General features: G+C 60.8%; 12 protein-coding genes. 5 read left to right on the top strand and 7 right to left on the bottom strand.

The genetic code is table 11. From position 1 onward, the window contains the following. The first annotated feature begins 120 nt into the window (after positions 1 to 120). Positions 121 to 1,140 carry a quinone-dependent dihydroorotate dehydrogenase gene (locus AACY19_RS03070; protein ID WP_339447795.1) on the top strand — a complete coding sequence of 340 codons (1,020 nt, stop codon included), beginning with the start codon at positions 121 to 123 and terminating at the stop codon, positions 1,138 to 1,140. Between the two features lie 179 nt (positions 1,141 to 1,319). Here AACY19_RS03070 and rmf read toward each other — a convergent pair whose 3' ends face one another. Beyond that, positions 1,320 to 1,535 carry a ribosome modulation factor gene (rmf, locus tag AACY19_RS03065; RefSeq protein WP_003223300.1) on the bottom strand — a complete coding sequence of 72 codons (216 nt, stop codon included), beginning with the start codon at positions 1,533 to 1,535 and terminating at the stop codon, positions 1,320 to 1,322. Between the two features lie 530 nt (positions 1,536 to 2,065). On the opposite strand from rmf, the gene rlmKL reads away from it, so the two are divergent. Both rlmKL and AACY19_RS03055 read left to right on the top strand, forming a co-directional pair. After that, entirely contained in the window at positions 2,066 to 4,336 is a 2,271-nt protein-coding gene (gene rlmKL, locus AACY19_RS03060; protein WP_339447793.1) for a bifunctional 23S rRNA (guanine(2069)-N(7))-methyltransferase RlmK/23S rRNA (guanine(2445)-N(2))-methyltransferase RlmL, read from the top strand. 145 nt (positions 4,337 to 4,481) lie between these two features. Then, a complete protein-coding gene (locus AACY19_RS03055) occupies positions 4,482 to 6,863 on the top strand; it encodes a sensor domain-containing diguanylate cyclase (protein ID WP_339447791.1) in 2,382 nt (793 codons plus the stop codon). Between the two features lie 121 nt (positions 6,864 to 6,984). Here AACY19_RS03055 and dacB read toward each other — a convergent pair whose 3' ends face one another. After that, positions 6,985 to 8,445 carry a D-alanyl-D-alanine carboxypeptidase/D-alanyl-D-alanine endopeptidase gene (gene dacB / locus AACY19_RS03050; protein WP_339447789.1) on the bottom strand — a complete coding sequence of 487 codons (1,461 nt, stop codon included), beginning with the start codon at positions 8,443 to 8,445 and terminating at the stop codon, positions 6,985 to 6,987. Between the two features lie 234 nt (positions 8,446 to 8,679). Between dacB and AACY19_RS03045 the strand changes: the two genes are divergently transcribed. Further along, on the top strand, positions 8,680 to 9,024 hold the full coding sequence (locus AACY19_RS03045; RefSeq protein ID WP_339447787.1) for a YggL family protein: 345 nt from the start codon (positions 8,680 to 8,682) through the stop codon (positions 9,022 to 9,024). Positions 9,025 to 9,161: 137 nt separating this feature from the next. Here AACY19_RS03045 and AACY19_RS03040 read toward each other — a convergent pair whose 3' ends face one another. Beyond that, positions 9,162 to 10,352, bottom strand: a complete 1,191-nt coding sequence (locus AACY19_RS03040) for a benzoate/H(+) symporter BenE family transporter (protein ID WP_339447786.1) — start codon at positions 10,350 to 10,352, stop codon at positions 9,162 to 9,164. 358 nt (positions 10,353 to 10,710) lie between these two features. Between AACY19_RS03040 and AACY19_RS03035 the strand changes: the two genes are divergently transcribed. Further along, positions 10,711 to 11,475 carry a GntR family transcriptional regulator gene (locus AACY19_RS03035; RefSeq protein WP_105707893.1) on the top strand — a complete coding sequence of 255 codons (765 nt, stop codon included), beginning with the start codon at positions 10,711 to 10,713 and terminating at the stop codon, positions 11,473 to 11,475. 176 nt (positions 11,476 to 11,651) lie between these two features. On the opposite strand, the gene guaD is transcribed toward AACY19_RS03035, so the two are convergent. The 4 genes from guaD to xdhA form a co-directional block, all read right to left on the bottom strand. Continuing rightward, positions 11,652 to 12,956 (bottom strand): guanine deaminase, encoded by a 1,305-nt coding sequence (gene guaD, locus AACY19_RS03030; RefSeq protein ID WP_339447783.1) that lies wholly within the window; start codon positions 12,954 to 12,956, stop codon positions 11,652 to 11,654. A 13-nt stretch (positions 12,957 to 12,969) separates the two neighbouring features. Beyond that, the gene (gene xdhC / locus AACY19_RS03025; protein WP_339447781.1) at positions 12,970 to 13,827 is read right to left on the bottom strand and encodes a xanthine dehydrogenase accessory protein XdhC; all 858 of its coding nucleotides are present in this window, start codon (positions 13,825 to 13,827) and stop codon (positions 12,970 to 12,972) included. A 119-nt stretch (positions 13,828 to 13,946) separates the two neighbouring features. Continuing rightward, positions 13,947 to 16,346, bottom strand: coding sequence for a xanthine dehydrogenase molybdopterin binding subunit (gene xdhB / locus AACY19_RS03020; protein WP_339447779.1), 2,400 nt, complete (start codon positions 16,344 to 16,346; stop codon positions 13,947 to 13,949). Beyond that, positions 16,339 to 17,793 carry a xanthine dehydrogenase small subunit gene (gene xdhA / locus AACY19_RS03015; RefSeq protein WP_339447777.1) on the bottom strand — a complete coding sequence of 485 codons (1,455 nt, stop codon included), beginning with the start codon at positions 17,791 to 17,793 and terminating at the stop codon, positions 16,339 to 16,341. Before xdhA ends, xdhB begins: the two co-directional genes overlap by 8 nt. Positions 17,794 to 17,938: the final 145 nt, after the last annotated feature.

Here is a 17,938-nt window from a genome sequence, read left to right as displayed (position 1 = left end):
GATAGCGGGGCAGGTGCAAGGCATATGCCAGTCGCGGCGATTTGCGCGTGCGCCTCGCGCGGCGGGACGTTGCCCGGCTATAATCGCCGCCTCTTTTCGCCGCCCGAGTCATCGCCGCCCATGTACACCCTGGCCCGTCAGCTGTTGTTCAAACTTTCCCCGGAAACCTCCCACGATCTGTCGCTGGATCTGATCGGCGCGGGTGGGCGTTTGGGACTCAACGGCATGTTGTGCAAGGCCCCGGCGAAAATGCCGGTGACGGTCATGGGGCTGCAGTTTCCTAACCCGGTGGGGTTGGCCGCCGGTCTGGACAAGAACGGCGCGGCCATCGACGGCTTCGCGCAGCTGGGTTTCGGCTTTGTCGAAATCGGCACCGTGACCCCGCGTCCGCAGCCGGGCAACCCGAAACCACGGATCTTCCGCCTGCCGGAAGCCGAGGCGATCATCAACCGCATGGGCTTCAACAACCTCGGTGTGGATAACCTGCTGGCGCGCGTTGCCGCCGCTAAATACAAGGGCGTGCTGGGCATCAACATCGGCAAGAACTTCGACACGCCGGTCGAGCGTGCGGTCGACGATTACCTGATCTGCCTGGACAAGGTTTACGCCCACGCCAGTTACGTGACGGTCAACGTCAGCTCGCCGAACACGCCGGGCCTGCGCAGCCTGCAGTTCGGTGACTCGCTCCAGCAACTGCTCGCCGATCTGGCCACGCGCCGCGCCGAACTGGCGTTGCGTCATGGCAAGCATGTGCCGCTGGCGATCAAGATCGCGCCGGACATGACCGATGAAGAGACCGCGCAGGTCGCGCAAGCGCTGATTGAAACCGGGATGGACGCCGTGATCGCCACCAACACCACCCTGAGCCGGGTCGGCGTCGAAGGCATGGAACACGGCGACGAGGCGGGCGGCCTGTCCGGCGCGCCGGTGCGTGAGAAGAGCACCAATACTGTGAAAGTGCTGGCGGGTGAGCTGGCGGGGCGTTTGCCGATCATTGCTGCGGGCGGCATTACTGAAGGCAAGCACGCAGCCGAGAAGATTCTGGCCGGTGCGAGCCTGGTGCAAATCTACTCCGGCTTCATCTATAAGGGCCCGGCGCTGATTCGTGAGTCGGTAGACGCTATCGCCGCCCTGCGCTGATTTAAGTGTGGGAGCGAGCAAGCTCGCTCCCACAGGTATGTGTGCATCTCAAATAATGTGGCAGGCATAAAAAAGGGCTCCTTGAAGGAGCCCCTGGGCCGAAGCCCGCCGTCCGGGAAGGACGTGCGTGGTTAATTCGTTACAAGTTCAGATTGTCGTGTCGGAATAAATGCCCTGTGTCAGCCGACGGCGTGAAGTTCGTTGAGTCTGTGGATTCCCGCAGTGCCGGTCATACCGTCCCAGTTGTCGCCGCGTCCTTCTCGCCAGCCGTTAATCCAGGCTTGACGTACCGACGGTAGAGTAAATGGGCAAAGCTCACGGGATTTGCCACCAACGCCATATTGATATCCGCGCAAAAACGCTCTTTCCAACGGATCACGCTTAAGTCTTCTCATAGGGTGTTTCCCTCACTTGTTGACTGTTTGTGTCGCGTTGACCTCAACTGAGGTCTGGCAGAAAAAACCTGCCATCGGGCGGCTCGCTGCCGGCGTGGCGAGCCAAGGTGTTGACGCCGTTGCGACGTCAACCTGTGGTCAGTTCTAACCAATGAGTCACACCGAGGGAATGATCGTTTTGTCATAAGGACGTAACGAAAATAGTGCTACAGCCATAAGTAACGTCGGTTTTCATGAACGTTTTGTGGGCAAACCCCGGTATGATCAGCCCTGCGCTGGATGACGGGTTTAATCCTTTAGTGAGAATGACCCCCGTTTGCGCAGGGTAGAAAGCGACGAAGGGTCGCTTTAAGACTTTTCGTTTCATCAACTTTTTTATCTGTCCTTGCATCTAAGCTCTATTAACCCGAGCAGCGGGGATGGAACGGCACACCTTCGTGCCACGCGGGCGTTCTTTTAGAAAAGCGCCTGATTGAAAACCGGATCGGCAATGCGTTGCCGATTCACTAGCCAAAGGCTCTGGAAATACCATGTCCGACCGTTTCGAACTCTTCCTCACTTGCCCCAAAGGCCTTGAAGGCCTGCTCATCGAGGAAGCCGTCGGGCTTGGCCTTGAAGAAGCGCGCGAGCACACTTCCGCCGTGCGTGGCATGGCCACCATGGAAACCGCCTATCGCCTGTGCCTCTGGTCGCGTCTGGCCAACCGCGTGTTGCTGGTACTCAAGCGCTTTCCGATGAAGGACGCCGAAGACCTGTACCACGGCGTGCTCGACATCGACTGGCAGGATCACATGCTCAGCGACGGCACCCTGGCCGTTGAATTCAGCGGCCACGGCTCGGGTATCGACAACACCCACTTCGGCGCCTTGAAAGTCAAAGACGCCATCGTCGACAAACTGCGCACCCCGCAGGGCGACCGCCCGTCTATCGACAAGCTCAACCCGGATCTGCGCATTCACCTGCGTCTGGATCGCGGCGAAGCGATTCTTTCCCTCGACTTGTCCGGCCACAGCCTGCACCAGCGTGGCTATCGCCTGCAGCAAGGTGCGGCGCCGCTGAAGGAAAACCTCGCGGCCGCTATCCTGATCCGCGCCGGCTGGCCGCGCATTGCCGCCGAAGGCGGCGCGCTGGCTGACCCAATGTGCGGTGTCGGTACGTTCCTCGTCGAAGCAGCGATGATCGCCGCCGATATGGCGCCGAACCTGCGCCGTGAGCAATGGGGTTTCACGGCCTGGCTCGGCCATGTGCCGGCGCTGTGGAAAAAACTCCACGAAGAGGCCGTTGAGCGTGCTGCTGCCGGTCTCGCCAGGCCGCCGCTGTGGATTCGCGGTTATGAAGCCGATCCGCGCTTGATTCAACCGGGCCGCAACAACGTCGAGCGTGCCGGCCTGAGCGAGTGGATCAAGATCTACCAGGGCGAAGTCGCGACCTTCGAGCCGCGTCCGGATCAGAACCAGAAAGGTCTGGTGATCTGCAACCCGCCTTACGGCGAGCGTCTCGGTGACGAAGCCAGCCTGCTCTATCTCTATCAGAACCTCGGCGAGCGCCTGCGTCAGGCCTGCCTGAACTGGGAAGCGGCGGTGTTTACCGGCGCGCCGGATCTGGGCAAGCGCATGGGCATTCGCAGCCACAAACAGTACTCGTTCTGGAACGGCGCGCTGCCGTGCAAACTGCTGTTGATCAAAGTGCTGCCAGACCAGTTCGTCACCGGCGAACGTCGCACTCCGGAACAGCGTCAGGCCGAGCGCGAACAAGCCGCCTACGACCAGACTCCGGACGAGCCACAAGAGCGCAAGTACAACAAGAACGGCAACCCGATCAAACCAGCGCCAGCCCCGGCGCCGGTGATCGAGCAGCCGCGCTTGAGCGAAGGCGGGCAGATGTTTGCCAACCGCCTGCAAAAGAATCTCAAGGCGATGGGCAAGTGGGTCAAGCGCGAAGGCATCGATTGCTACCGCGTCTACGATGCCGACATGCCTGAATATGCGATGGCCATCGACCTGTACCACGACTGGGTGCACGTGCAGGAATACGCCGCGCCGAAGTCCATCGACCCGGAAAAGGCCTCGGCGCGCATGTTCGACGCCCTGGCCGCGATTCCCCAGGCGCTGAACGTCGACAAGAGCCGCGTGGTGGTCAAACGCCGCGAGCGCCAGAGCGGCACCAAGCAGTACGAGCGTCAGGCTGCCCAAGGCAAGTTCAATGAAGTGAACGAAGGCGGCGTGAAGTTGCTGGTCAACCTCACCGACTACCTCGACACGGGCCTGTTCCTCGATCACCGGCCGATGCGCATGCGCATCCAGAAAGAGGCGGCCGGCAAGCGCTTCCTCAATCTGTTCTGCTACACCGCGACGGCCAGCGTGCATGCGGCCAAGGGTGGCGCGCGCAGCACCACCAGCGTCGATCTGTCGAAAACCTACCTCGACTGGGCGCGCCGCAACCTGTCGCTCAACGGCTTCTCGGACAAGAACCGTCTGGAGCAGGGCGATGTGATGGCGTGGCTGGAAAGCAGTCGTGACGAGTACGACCTGATCTTCATCGATCCGCCGACCTTCTCCAACTCCAAACGCATGGAAGGGGTTTTCGACGTGCAGCGTGATCAGGTGCAATTGATCGACCTGGCCATGGCGCGTCTGGCCGCCGGTGGTGTGCTGTATTTCTCCAATAACTTCCGCAAGTTCCAGTTGGAAGAGAACCTCGCCGAGCGTTATGCGGTCGAGGAAATCAGCGCACAGACCATCGATCCGGATTTCGCCCGCAACACCAAGATCCACCGCGCCTGGAAAATCACGGCTCGTTGACGCTTTGCCCAGTTGAATCCACAGAGTCTTGATTTTTAAAGGCTCCGTGGATCTGACCGCGCTAGCTAAATTAGTGGCTAATAGCTATAACTCACACACGGTCAATGGGGTTTTCCCGTAAATGCTGGCGTAGTGAGTTGTCTTTATGTCGTTACACCCCGTGCGCCCAAAGATTCTGGGTTTCATCAGCGAAGACGTCTCGGCCTGGCTGGTCGCGATACTGGTATTGCTCGCCGGCGGGATTCTCACGGGGCTGCTGGCCTGGGCCACTCTCAATCAGTTCCAGCAACAACTGCATCAGCGCTTTCAACTGCTGGCCAGTGAGCGCTTCAGTCGCATCGAAGAGCGTTTTCAGGATCAGGAACAGCGTCTCGATGGTCTGCGGCGATTCTTCACCAACTCCGAATCGGTGTCCCGCGCCGAATTCGACGGCTACACCCAACCCTTGTTATTGCGTACTCAAGCCTATTCGTTTGCGCTTAAGGTCAGTGGCGCCGAGCGCGCGGCGTTTGAGCAGCGAGTGCGTGACGAAGGGCTGAGTACGTTCACCATCCGCGAACTCGACGGCCAGGGGGAACTGCAACTGGCGGCCCCCCGCGACGAGTACGTGCCGGTGCTGTACAGCCAGACCCAGAGCCGCCTGGGTTCGCCGTTGGGCTATGACCTGCTCGCACAACCTCTGCGCCGCGACACGCTGCAACGTGCGGAAAAGCTCACCGGCCTGGCGGTGTCGCAACCCCTGCATCTGGTCAGCATCGAGCCGTCCTACGCGCGCGGCGTGCTGCTCGTGGCGCCCGTGGCCCGGGAGACGCAAGCGCAAGCGTTTGGCTACGTGATGGCGGTGATCAGCATGCGTCAGTTGCTGGCCGACGGTCTGCCTGATGCGCTCCATGATTATCTGTCGGTGCGCATTCTCGATCTGTCGACCAATGACCAGCACGAGGTGCTGTTCGAGTCGGCCAATGAGCCGGCGCCGAGCGGCCTGTCGGCGACGCGCCTGCTGCGCATGGCCGATCACGACTATCAGGTCGACATCCTCCCGAGTAAAGCCTTTGTGCTGGCCAACCATTCGTCGATTGCCAGTGTGGTCATTCTTGGCGGTTTGCTCAGCGTGCTGCTCAGTGCGTTGCTATATGTGCTGGTCAGCCAGCGTCAGCGCGCCCTGCGCATGGTTGAACTGCGCACTCAGGAATTGCACGAACGCGAACAGGAGTTGCGTGGCACTCACGGACAATTGCGTGGCGTACTGAATGCCGCGACCCAGGTGGCCATCATCGCCACGGATTTGCGCGGCGTGATCAATACGTTCAACCCCGGCGCTGAGCAGATGCTCGGCTACAGCAGCGCTGATGTCGTCGGCCGCATGACCCTGGAAAACCTGCACCTGCCCCGAGAGCTGACCGCGCGCTCGGCGGAGTTGAGTACGCGATACGGCAAAAGCATTCCGACCTGTCAGGCGATGCTGGTCGAGGGCGGCGAGGTCGGCGGCCATGAGGCCCGCGAGTGGACGCTGATCCGCCACGATGGCAGCCACTTGCCGGTGAACATGCTCGCCACGCCGGTGCTGGATGAGCAGGGGCTGTGGGTCGGGCACCTGGCGATCTGCATCGATATCACTGAGCGCAAGCGCGTGCATGAGGTTCTAGCGGCGCGGGACGTGTTGCTGAAAAAACTCAGCGCTCATGTTCCCGGCGGTATCTACCAGTTCAAGATGGAATTCGATGGTCGCTTTAGCGTGATTTACGCCAGCGACGGCATTCGTGAGATCTACGAACTGGAGCCCGATGTATTGCTGCTCAACGCCGAGGCGATCTTCACGCGCATTCATCCGCTGGACACCACGCGCGTGCGTTCTTCAATTCGCGCCTCGGCGGACAACCTCAGCCCGTGGCGCGAGGAATACCGCGTGCAACTGCCTGAGCGCGGCCTGCGCTGGGTACGCGGTGAGGCAACGCCGGAAGAACTGCCGGGCGGTGGGGTGTTGTGGCACGGCTATATTTCGGACATTTCCGATCTGAAACGGGTGGAGGAGGAGTTGCGCGCGCTGTCGGTAACCGATTCGCTCACCGGCATTCATAACCGTCGCTATTTTCAGGAGCGCCTGACCACCGAAATGGCCCGGGTCGAGCGCGGCGGCGGCGAACTGTCGGTGATCATGCTCGACATCGACCACTTCAAGCGCATCAACGACCAGTACGGCCACGCGGTCGGCGACCGTGTGCTGCAAGCGGTGTGCGAACGCATCGGCCATCGTTTGCGGCGCACCGACGTATTCTGTCGTTTGGGCGGCGAAGAATTCATGGTGTTGTGCCCGGACATCGATGGCGAACACGCCTACAGGCTGGCGGTTGAACTGTGGCAAGGCCTGCGCGGTGCGCCAGTGGATGTGGTCGGCGTCGTGACCGCAAGCTTCGGCATCGCCAGCTGGCGCCCGGGGGAGGGCGCGGATGCCTTGCTGTTACGCGCGGATTCGGGCGTATACGCGGCGAAGCAGGGCGGCCGTGATCGCGTCGAACCGATGAGTTAGGGCCCGGCGCCAAACCAATGTGGGAGCGAGCCTGCTCGCGAAGGCGTCAGGTCAGTCAATCCATCCGCTGACTGATACTCGGTCTTCGCGAGCAGGCTCGCTCCCACAGGGTTTTGTTGCGTTACAGCACCGAAGCGGTCTGCGGCAATCTCGGCTGCTTGTAGAGATCCAGCAGCACCTGATCCAGCACCGACGACGCACCAAACGGTGCCTTGTCGTTGAGGATCGCCACCACTGCCCAGGTGTTGCCATTCACATCACGGCTGAAGCCGGCAATGGCCCGCACGGTGTTGAGGGTGCCGGTCTTGACGTGGGCTTCGCCGCGCATGGCGGTGGTTTTCAGGCGTTTGCGCATGGTGCCGTCGGTGCCGGCAATCGGCAGCGAGCTGATGTATTCCGCAGCATACGGGCTGTGCCAGGCGGCTTGCAGCATGCCGGCCATTTCCCGGGCGCTGACGCGCTCGGCGCGGGACAGCCCGGAGCCGTTCTCCATCACCAGGTGCGGCGCGGTGATGCCTTTCTTCGCCAGCCACTGACGCACGACACGCTGTGCGGCTTTCGCATCATCACCGTCGGCATCGTTGCGGAAACGCTGGCCGAGGCTGAGGAACAGTTGCTGGGCCATGGTGTTGTTACTGTATTTGTTGATGTCGCGGATGATTTCCGCCAGATCCGGCGAGTAGGCACGCGCGAGCAGTTTGGCGTTGCTCGGGGTCGACGCCAGACGGTCCTTGCCCTGAATGCTGCCACCCAGCTCCTTCCAGATCGCACGCACGGCCCCGGCAGTGTAAGTCGCGTGGTCGAGCAGCGACAGGTACGTCTGCGAGCTGCAACCTTCACCCAACTGACCGGCCACCGTCACAGTGACGCTGCCATCGGCCTGCGGCACCGGGTTGTAGCGCACGCCGCCGGTGCACTGCTTGGAGGGCAGCGCTTTGACAGTGTTTTCGATGCGCACGCTGGCAATCGGCGGCTCAACCGAGATCAGCACCCGGCCGTTATCGTTGCGCGCCACAAAGCGCAGGGCCTTGAGGTTGACCAGCAGCGAGTCGGGTTTGACCAGGAACGGCTTGTTGTCATCGTTGCCGTCATCGTTGAATTCCGGCAGCACCGGCTGCACGAAGAAGTTGCGGTCGAGGATCAGGTCGCCGGTGATCTGGGTCACGCCGTTGGCGCGCAGGTCGCGCATCAGCAGCCAGAGTTTTTCCATGTTCAGCTTGGGGTCGCCGCCACCCTTGAGGTAGAGGTTGCCGTTGAGGATGCCGCCGTTGAGGGTGCCATCGGTGTAGAACTCGGTTTTCCACTGATGATTGGGGCCGAGCATTTCCAGTGCCGCGTAAGTGGTCACCAGTTTCATGGTCGAGGCCGGGTTGACCGACACGTCGGCGTTGAACACGGTCGGCGTGCCCGGGCCATCGAGCGGCACCATCACCAGCGACAGGGCGCTGGGCTGCAGTTTGCTGGCCTTGAGGGCCTTTTCGACATTCGGGGTGAGGGCGGTGTTGACGGAGGCGGCAGAAACCGGCAGGGCCAGAGGCAGAAGGAGGCCGGCGAGAAGCAGTGGACGCAGCGATTTGATCATATGAAATAAAACCCTACAGCCGAGGGGAAAAAAGACGAGGACATGGATGAAAAGGCCCTCAGTGGTCACGAAAGTGTCGGCATTATGCCCCAAGGTGTAACCGATTGTGCCGTCCTCGGGGTGGCGATTCGTTGATTTTTTTACAGGCGGTCGGTCGCGGTGTCCAGAGAGGCGGGCAATCGATTGCTTAAACTGGTAGAGTGCCCGCCGTATTTACTTAAGAGGATTGTTCCAATGGCGACTAACCGTTCCCAGCGTCTGCGCAAAAAACTGTGCGTTGATGAATTTCAAGAGCTGGGTTTCGAACTGAACCTGGACTTCAAAGAAGATTTGTCCGAAGAAGCCATTGACGCTTTCCTCGAAGCCTTCATCAAAGAAGCCATGGAAGCCAACGGTCTGGGTTATGTCGGCGGCGACGACTTCGGTCTGGTATGCCTGCAGAAGCGCGGCTCGGTCAACGAAGAGCAGCGCGCTGCCGTTGAAGCCTGGCTGAAAAACCGTTCCGAGCTGACCAAGGCTGAACTGAGCCCGCTGCTGGACGTTTGGTATCCGGAAAAGCCGATCAACGCGGCCAAGTGATACTGAAAAAAACGGCGACCTTCGGGTCGCCGTTTTTTTTCGTCTGGTGTTTGGGTGTTCGGTTTGGGATTTGTGGTGAGTCTGCCCTCATCGGAACGCCGCCCAGCCCTCTCCCCTTGGGAGAGGGGCTTTTGAGCTTAAGCCTTACGCCAATTCAAAATCACCAACGTCAACACCCCCGCGACAATCCCCCAGAACGCCGAACCAACGGAAAACAGCGTCAGGCCCGACGCCGTGACCATAAAGGTGATCAGCGCCGCTTCACGTTCCTTCACCTCGGTCATGGCAATGCTCAGGCCGTTGATGATCGAACCGAACAATGCCAGCGCAGCAATCGACAGCACCAATTCCTTCGGCAGCGCAGCAAACAGGGCGGCCAATGTGGCGCCGAACACCCCGGCAATCCCGTAAAAAATCCCGCACCAGACCGCTGCGGTGTAGCGTTTGTTGCGATCCTCATGAGCGTGCGGCCCGGTGCAAATCGCCGCGCTGATGGCAGCGAGGTTGATGCCGTGGGAGCCGAACGGCGCCAGCAACAGCGAAGCAATGCCGGTGGTGGTGATCAGCGGCGAGGCCGGGACGTTATAGCCATCGGCGCGTAAAACCGCGATGCCCGGCATGTTCTGCGAGGTCATGGCCACCACAAACAAGGGAATGCCGATGCTGATCGTCGCCGCCAGCGAGAAGTGCGGCGTGGTCCACACGGGGGTCGCCACTTCGAGGTGGAAGCCGCTGAAGTCCAGCAGACCCATGAAGCCCGACAGCGCGGTGCCGATCAGCAGCGCGGCGAGCACCGCATAGCGTGGTGACAAACGTTTGACCAGCAGATAAGTGAAGAACATCCCCAGCACCAGCCCGGTGCGATGTTGCGCGGCGACGAAAATCTCGCTGCCGATCTTGAACAGAATCCCCGCCAGCAATGCTGCTGCGAGTGACGCCGGAATCTTTTTCACCAGCCGTTCGAAGCTGCCAGTCAGGCCACAAAGGGTCACCAGCACCGCGCAGGTGATGTAGGCGCCGATGGCCTCGCCATAACTGACCCCGCCCAGGCTGGTGATCAGCAACGCCGCGCCGGGCGTCGACCAGGCGATGGTGATCGGTGTGCGATAGCGCAACGACAGGCCGATGGAGCACACCGCCATGCCGATGGAAATCGCCCAGATCCACGAGGAAATCTGTCCGCTGGTGAGGCCCGCCGCTTGCCCGGCCTGGAACATCAGCACCAGCGAACTGGTGTAGCCGGTCATCATCGCGATGAACCCGGCGACGATGGCCGACGGTGATGTATCGGCCAGAGGGCGGAGCTGGGGGTGGGCGGCGTCGCTCATGACGGCGGTGTTCCTTATACCAGTGAAGATGTCCGCCACAACACGAACCCTTGTGGGAGCGGGCTTGCTCGCGAAAGCGGTGTGTCAGTCAACATGGATGTTGAATGTGAAACAGCGTTCGCGAGCAAGCCCGCTCCCACAGGTGGATTGTATTCAAGCAGCGGATTCTGCGAACAAGCCTAAACTCAATCGTAACGAACCGTTGCAATACAGCCGTGGTCACAAACAGCCATACAGTCGTGTTGCCACCATCCATTGTGTACAATCGCGCTGTTTTTTACGCGATACTTGCCAGCGACCTACTGTGCCGTATTACAGTCACGGTCTATTCGCCGCAGTTCTCCCGACTCGAGTGCCCATGAACGAACAGTTGCAACCCCTCAAGAAACAACCGCGAGCAGGCAAAGCCGGCCGCAGCGGAACCCAGGACGATATTGTCTACGCGCATATCTTCGAGGCCATCCTCGAACAGCGTCTGGCGCCCGGCACCAAGTTGAGCGAAGAAGCGCTGGGGGAAATCTTCGGGGTCAGCCGCACCATCATTCGCCGCGCGCTGTCGCGTCTGGCCCATGAAGGCGTCGTGCTGTTGCGGCCCAACCGTGGCGCCGTTGTCGCCAGCCCGAGCGTTGAAGAGGCGCGTCAGGTGTTCATGGCCCGTCGTCTGGTCGAGCGCGCGATCACTGAACTGGCCGTGCTGCACGCCACCGCCGAGCAAATCGCCGAACTGCGGCAGATGGTCAACGACGAGCGCGACAGTTTCTCTCGCGGCGACCGTGGCGCCGGCATTCGTCTGTCGGGCGAATTCCACTTGAAACTGGCCGAAGCCGCGAAAAACGCGCCATTGGTGAGTTTCCAGCGCAGCCTGGTCTCGCAGACCTCGCTGATCATTGCCCAGTACGAAAGCGGCAACCGCTCGCACTGTTCGTATGACGAACACACGCAATTGATTGATGCGATTGAAAAACGCGACGGCGAGTTGGCGGTGAACCTGATGATGCATCACATGGATCACATCGACAGCAAGCTCAACCTCGACGAGGAAGGCGCGTCGGATGACCTGCATGCGGTGTTCTCGCATTTGCTGCAGACCAAGAAGCCGGGGCGTCCTGCCGCCAAGCTCTGAGCTGGCACCGAGGCGCGCCCTTCGCGAGCAGGCTCGCTCCCGCATTCAACCGCATTCTGTCAGAGGAAATGAGGTCAACTGTGGGAGCGAGCTTGCTCGCGAAGGCGATCTGACAGGCAACAAAAAATCCCCCGGGGTGAACACCTCCGGGGGATTTTTATTGCCTTGGGAAAAGCTTAGCGCTGATGCACCAACGCACCCGCCGCGAACGTCTGCTGCACGGTGCGGTCATCACCCAGGGTCATCAGCACGAACAACGTCTCGGCAATGTTATTGGCCTGCTTCAAGCGGTAGCTCAGCAGTGGCGTGGCGTTGTAGTCGAGCACCAGGAAGTCGGCGTCGGAACCCGGTTGCAGGTTGCCGATCCGGTCTTCCAGACGCAGCGCCCGCGCACCACCCAGCGTCGCCAGATACAGCGACTTGAACGGGCTCAGTCGCGCACCTTGCAGTTGCATCACTTTGTACGCTTCGTTCAACGTCTGCAGCAGCGAGAAACTGGTGCCGCCGCCAACGTCCGTGCCCAGGCCGACATTGAGCTTGTGCTTCTCGGCCATCGGCAAGTTGAACAGGCCGCTGCCGAGGAAAAAGTTCGAGGTCGGGCAGAACGAGATCGCCGAACCGGTTTCCGCCAGGCGTGCGCATTCGTCGTCGCACAGGTGCACGCCGTGGGCGAACACCGAGCGCTCGCCGAGCAATTTGTAGTGATCGTAAACGTCGAGGTAGCCCTTGCGCTCCGGGAACAGCTCCTTGACCCACTCGATTTCCTTGAGGTTTTCGCTGATGTGGGTCTGCATGTACAGATCCGGGTATTCGCTCAGCAACTGGCCGGCGAGGGTCAGTTGTTCCGGGGTGCTGGTCGGGGCGAAGCGTGGAGTGACCGCGTAGTGCAAGCGGCCTTTGCCGTGCCAGCGCTCAATCAGCGCCTTGCTGTCGACGTAGCTCGATTCGGCGGTGTCGGTCAGGTAGTCCGGGGCGTTGCGGTCCATCATCACCTTGCCGGCGATCATGCGCAGGTCGAGCTTTTCAGCCGCCTCGAAGAACGAATTCACCGACTGCGGGTGCACGCTGCCGAACACCAGTGCGGTGGTGGTGCCGTTGCGCAGCAATTCCTTGATGAAAATGTCCGCGACTTCGTCGGCGTGAGCCTTGTCGCCGAACTGGCTTTCGCACGGGAAGGTGTAGGTATTGAGCCAGTCGAGCAGTTGCTCACCGTAGGAACCGACCATCCCGGTTTGCGGCAGGTGAATGTGGGTGTCGATGAAGCCCGGCGTGATCAGCGCGTCCTGGTAGTGTTCGATTTCGATGTCCGCCGGCAGGGTCGGCAGCAGATCGCTGGCGTGGCCGAGGGCGCTGATCTTGCCGCCATCGACCACCAGCAGGCCATCCTCGAAATATTCGTAGGAGGCTTCGATCCCGACTTCGGCGGGGTCGGCGATGCTGTGCAGGATGGCGGCGCGGTAGGCTTTGCGAGTCAGAGGCATGAGGGTTCTCTAATCAGTTTGAGGCTTTGAGTTTGGTGGCCTGACTGCGCCGCGAAACCGGCAGCAGTTTGGCAATCGGTTCGGCGCTGGCAGTCTGCTGGCCGAAGTTGGCGTTATAGGTGGCGATGATTTCGCCGGCGATGGAGATGGCGATTTCCACAGGCAGTTTGCCTTTGACTTCGCCGATGCCCATCGGGCAGCGCATGCGTTGCACGACGCCGCTGTCGAAACCGCGATCACGCAGACGGTGTTCGAACTTCGCGCGTTTGGTCTTCGAGCCGATCAGGCCGAACCAGGCGAAGTCGTTACGCTTGAGAATCGCGGCAGTGAGTTCAAGGTCGAGCTGATGGTTGTGGGTCATGACGATGCAATAACTGCCGGCGGGCAGGTCATCGATTTCATCCACAGGCTCTTCGGAGACGATTTTACGCACGCCGTGGGGGATCTGTTCGGGGAATTCGGCCTCGCGCGAATCGATCCAGCGCACCCGGCAGGGCAGGCTGGCGAGCAACGGCACCAGGGCGCGGCCAACGTGACCGGCGCCGAACACCGCGATTTGCGCCTGCACCTGGCCCATCGGTTCGAACAGCAACACGGTGGCGCCGCCGCAGCACTGGCCAAGGCTGGCGCCGAGGCTGAAGCGCTCCAGGTGCGTGTCCTGCTTACCGCTGGCGAGCATCTCGCGGGCGATCTGCATGGCTTTGTATTCCAGATGCCCGCCACCGATGGTGTCGAAGCTCTGATGGGCGCTGACGACCATTTTCGAGCCGGCGTTGCGTGGCGTCGAGCCGAGTTCTTCGATGATCGTCACCAGCACACAGGGCACGCCCTGGTTCTGCAGGTCGGCGAGGGCGTCGATCCAGTTGTACATAGTTCACCCCTACAACATCGTTGTCTGTTCGGGCCTCTTCGCGAGCAAGCCCGCTCCCACATTTGGAATGCATTCCCCTGTGGGAGCGAGCCTGCTCGCGAATGGTCGTGCCTCGGTCTCTAGAGCGGAGCCAACTCGGTTTCAGCCTCGACGGCTTTCACCGCTTTGAGTTGACGCATCTGCTCGCAACCCCACAACACCCGCTCCGGCGTCGCCGGCGCATCGATCTGCGGCTGATGCTTGTAGTCACCGAGGCTCGCCACCGCATCCTTGATCGCGCACCACGACGCAATCCCGAGCATGAACGGCGGTTCACCGACAGCTTTGGAATGGAACACGGTGTCTTCCGGGTTCTTGCGGTTTTCCACCAGTTTCACCCGCAGGTCGAGCGGCATGTCCGCCACCGCCGGGATCTTGTAGCTGGCCGGGCCGTTGGTCATCAGCTTGCCTTTGTTGTTCCAGACCAGCTCTTCCATGGTCAGCCAGCCCATGCCCTGAATGAAGCCACCTTCGACCTGACCGATGTCGATGGACGGGTTCAACGAGGCGCCGACATCGTGAAGGATGTCGGTGCGCAGCATCTTGTACTCGCCGGTCAGGGTGTCGACGATCACTTCGCAGCACGCCGCGCCGAAGGCGAAGTAGTAGAACGGACGGCCACGTGCCTGGCTGCGGTCGTAGTAGATTTTCGGGGTCTTGTAGAAGCCGGTGCTCGACAGCGACACCTGATTGAAATACGCCTGCTGGATCAGCGCTTCGAAGGTCAGGATATGGTCGCGAACACGCACGTGGCCGTTGTGGAACTCGACGTCTTCTTCAGTGACTTTGTAGTGACGCGCGGCGAATTCGATCAGGCGTTTCTTGATGATTTGCGCCGCGTTCTGCGCCGCTTTACCGTTCAGGTCAGCGCCGCTGGAGGCCGCCGTTGGCGAGGTGTTTGGCACCTTGTCGGTGTTGGTTGCAGTGATCTGCACACGATCCATTTCCACCTGGAACACTTCGGCCACAACCTGCGCGACTTTGGTGTTCAGGCCCTGGCCCATCTCGGTGCCGCCATGGTTCAGGTGGATGCTGCCGTCGGTGTAGACATGGATCAGCGCGCCGGCCTGGTTCAAGAAGCTCGCGGTGAAGGAAATACCGAATTTCACCGGGGTCAGCGCCAGGCCTTTTTTCAGGATCGGACTGTTGGCGTTGTAGCGACGGATCGCTTCGCGGCGTTCGTGATACTGGCTGCTTTGTTCCAGTTCGGCGGTCATCTCTTCGAGCATGTTGTGCTCGACGGTCTGGTAGTAATGGGTGACGTTGCGCTCGGTCTTGCCGTAGTAGTTGGCCTTGCGCACGGCGAGTGGATCGAGCTGGAGATGACGGGCAATCGCGTCCATCACTTCTTCGATTGCGACCATGCCTTGCGGCCCGCCGAAACCGCGGTAAGCGGTGTTCGACGCGGTGTTGGTCTTGCAACGATGACCGTTGATGGTCGCGTCGCCCAGGTAGTACGAGTTGTCCGAGTGGAACATCGCCCGGTCAACAATCGAAGCGGACAAGTCCGGCGAACAGCCGCAGTTGCCGGCCAGGTCCATGTTGATCCCGTGCAGGCGCCCGGTGCTGTCGAAGCCGACGTCGTACTCGACGTAGAACGGGTGACGCTTGCCGGTCATCAGCATGTCTTCGACGCGCGGCAGGCGCATCTTGGTCGGCTGGCCGGTGAGGTGCGCAACCACGGCGCAGAGGCACGCCGGGCTGGCGGCCTGGGTTTCCTTGCCGCCGAAACCACCGCCCATGCGGCGCATGTCGACGACGATCTTGTTCATCGACACGTCGAGCACTTCGGCGACCAGTTTCTGCACTTCGGTCGGGTTTTGCGTCGAGCAGTAGACGATCATGCCGCCGTCTTCGGTCGGCATGACCGAGGAGATTTGCGTCTCCAGGTAAAAGTGTTCCTGACCGCCGATGTGCAGCGTGCCTTGAATGCGGTGTTCGGCGGTCGCCAGTGCGCAGGCCGAATCACCGCGCTGGTGAGTGTGGCTGTCGAGCACGAAATGGCGTTTGCGCAGCGCCTCGACCACGTCCAGCACCGGCTCGAGATCTTCGTATTCGATGATCGCGGCCATGGCGGCCTTGCGCGCGGTTTCCAGGTCTTTTGCGGCCACGGCGAGCACCGGTTGACCGACGAACTGCACGTCATCAATCGCCAGCAACGGATCGCCCGGCATCAGCGGGCCGATGTCTTTGAGGCCCGGCACGTCTTCGTGGGTGATGGCGATGCGCACGCCTTCGAAGGCGTAGCACGGCGAGGTGTCGATGCTGATGATTTTCGCGTGGGCGCGGTCCGACAGGCGTGCGTACAGATGCAACTGGTTCGGAAATTCCAGACGATCATCGATGTACTGCGCTTCACCGGACACGTGTTTGGCGGCGCTGTCGTGCTTGACGCTGCGGCCGACCCCGGAGGTCAGATCCCTGGCGAACAATTCAGCCAGTTCAGCTTGAGTTTTCTCTACGCCGTGATGGTTAGACATAAGCGGTCACCCGAGTCTCGATGTGCGGTGTTTGCAGTTCGATGAAGTATTTGCGCAGCAGGTTCTGCGCGCTGAGCAGGCGATATTCCTTGCTGGCGCGGAAATCCGAGAGCGGTGTGAAATCTTCGGCCAGCGCCGCGCAGGCACGTTCGACTGCGGCGTTGGTGAACGGCGCACCGATCAGCGCGGCTTCACAGTGGGCTGCGCGTTTCGGGATCGCGGCCATGCCGCCGAAGGCCATGCGCGCATCGGTGATCACGCCATTTTCGACGCGCAGGTTGAAGGCGGCGCAGACGGCGGAGATGTCGTCGTCCAGACGCTTGGAGACTTTGTAGGCGCGGAACAACTGCTCGGCGCTGGCGCGCGGGACGATGATCTTCTCGATGAATTCACTTTCCTGACGGGCGGTGACCTTGTAGTCGATGAAGTAATCTTCCAGGTTCAGGGTGCGGCGGGTGTCGCCTTTGCACAGCACCACTTGCGCACCGAGGGCGATCAGCAGCGGTGGCGAGTCACCGATGGGCGAGGCGTTGCCGATGTTGCCGCCGAGGGTGCCCTGGTTGCGGATTTGCAGAGAGGCGAAGCGGTGCAGCAGTTCGCCGAAGTCCGGGTACTCGGCGTTCAGCGCTTCGTAGCAGTCGGAGAGGGCGGTGGCGGCGCCGATTTCGATACGGTCTTCGAAGGTTTCGATGCGCTTGAGCTCAGCGACGTTGCCCACGTAGATCATCACCGGCAGGGTGCGGTGGAATTGCGTGACTTCCAGCGCCAGGTCAGTACCGCCGGCGAGCAGGCGCGCTTGTGGGTAAGCATCGTAGAGGTCGGCCAGATCGGCAACGGTCAGCGGCACCAGGCAGCGCTTGTCGCCGCTGTTGAGTTCGCCGATATCAGTCGGGGCAATGGCTTTGAGGCGCGCGATGGTTTCTGCTTCACGGGCATCGAACTGATCCGGTTGCTTGCCGCAGCACGATTGCTCGGCAGCCGCCAGAATCGGCCGGTAGCCGGTGCAGCGACAGAGGTTGCCGGCCAGCGCTTCGTGGGCCTTGGCGTGATCGGGCTCATCGCTGTTCTTTTGCAGGGCGAACAGCGACATGACGAAACCGGGGGTGCAGAAACCGCACTGCGAGCCGTGGCATTCGACCATGGCTTTTTGCACGCTGTGCAGTTCGCCTTTGTGCTTGAGGTCTTCAACGCTGATCAGTTGTTTGCCGTGCAGCGACGAAACAAAGGTCAGGCACGAATTGAGGCTGCGATAGCGAATGTGCTCGCGGCCCGCGTCATCCGTTTGCAACTCGCCGACCACCACGGTGCAGGCGCCGCAGTCACCGCTGGCGCAACCTTCTTTGGTGCCCGATTTACCGACGTGTTCACGCAGGTAATTGAGCACAGTCAGATTCGGGTCCAGGGCGTGCTCGCTACGGAGTTCCTGGTTAAGTAAAAACTGGATCACGGAAGGCCTCGCAGACTCATTATTGTTGTTAACCGACTTGAGCCGAATTTAGCAGGTCTGACTTTTCGGTCAATGGTTTTCTGACTTAAAGGTCAGGAAAATGCATTTCGTCGATCAACAACGTGTCTATTCAGTATTGACCCTC

Origin of the sequence: Pseudomonas sp. EA_5y_Pfl2_R50, assembly GCF_963970475.1 — a bacterium.
In the GTDB taxonomy this organism is placed as follows: domain Bacteria; phylum Pseudomonadota; class Gammaproteobacteria; order Pseudomonadales; family Pseudomonadaceae; genus Aquipseudomonas.
Note: the sequence above shows the minus strand (reverse complement) of the source record. Positions and strands in the feature narration are given on the sequence as shown.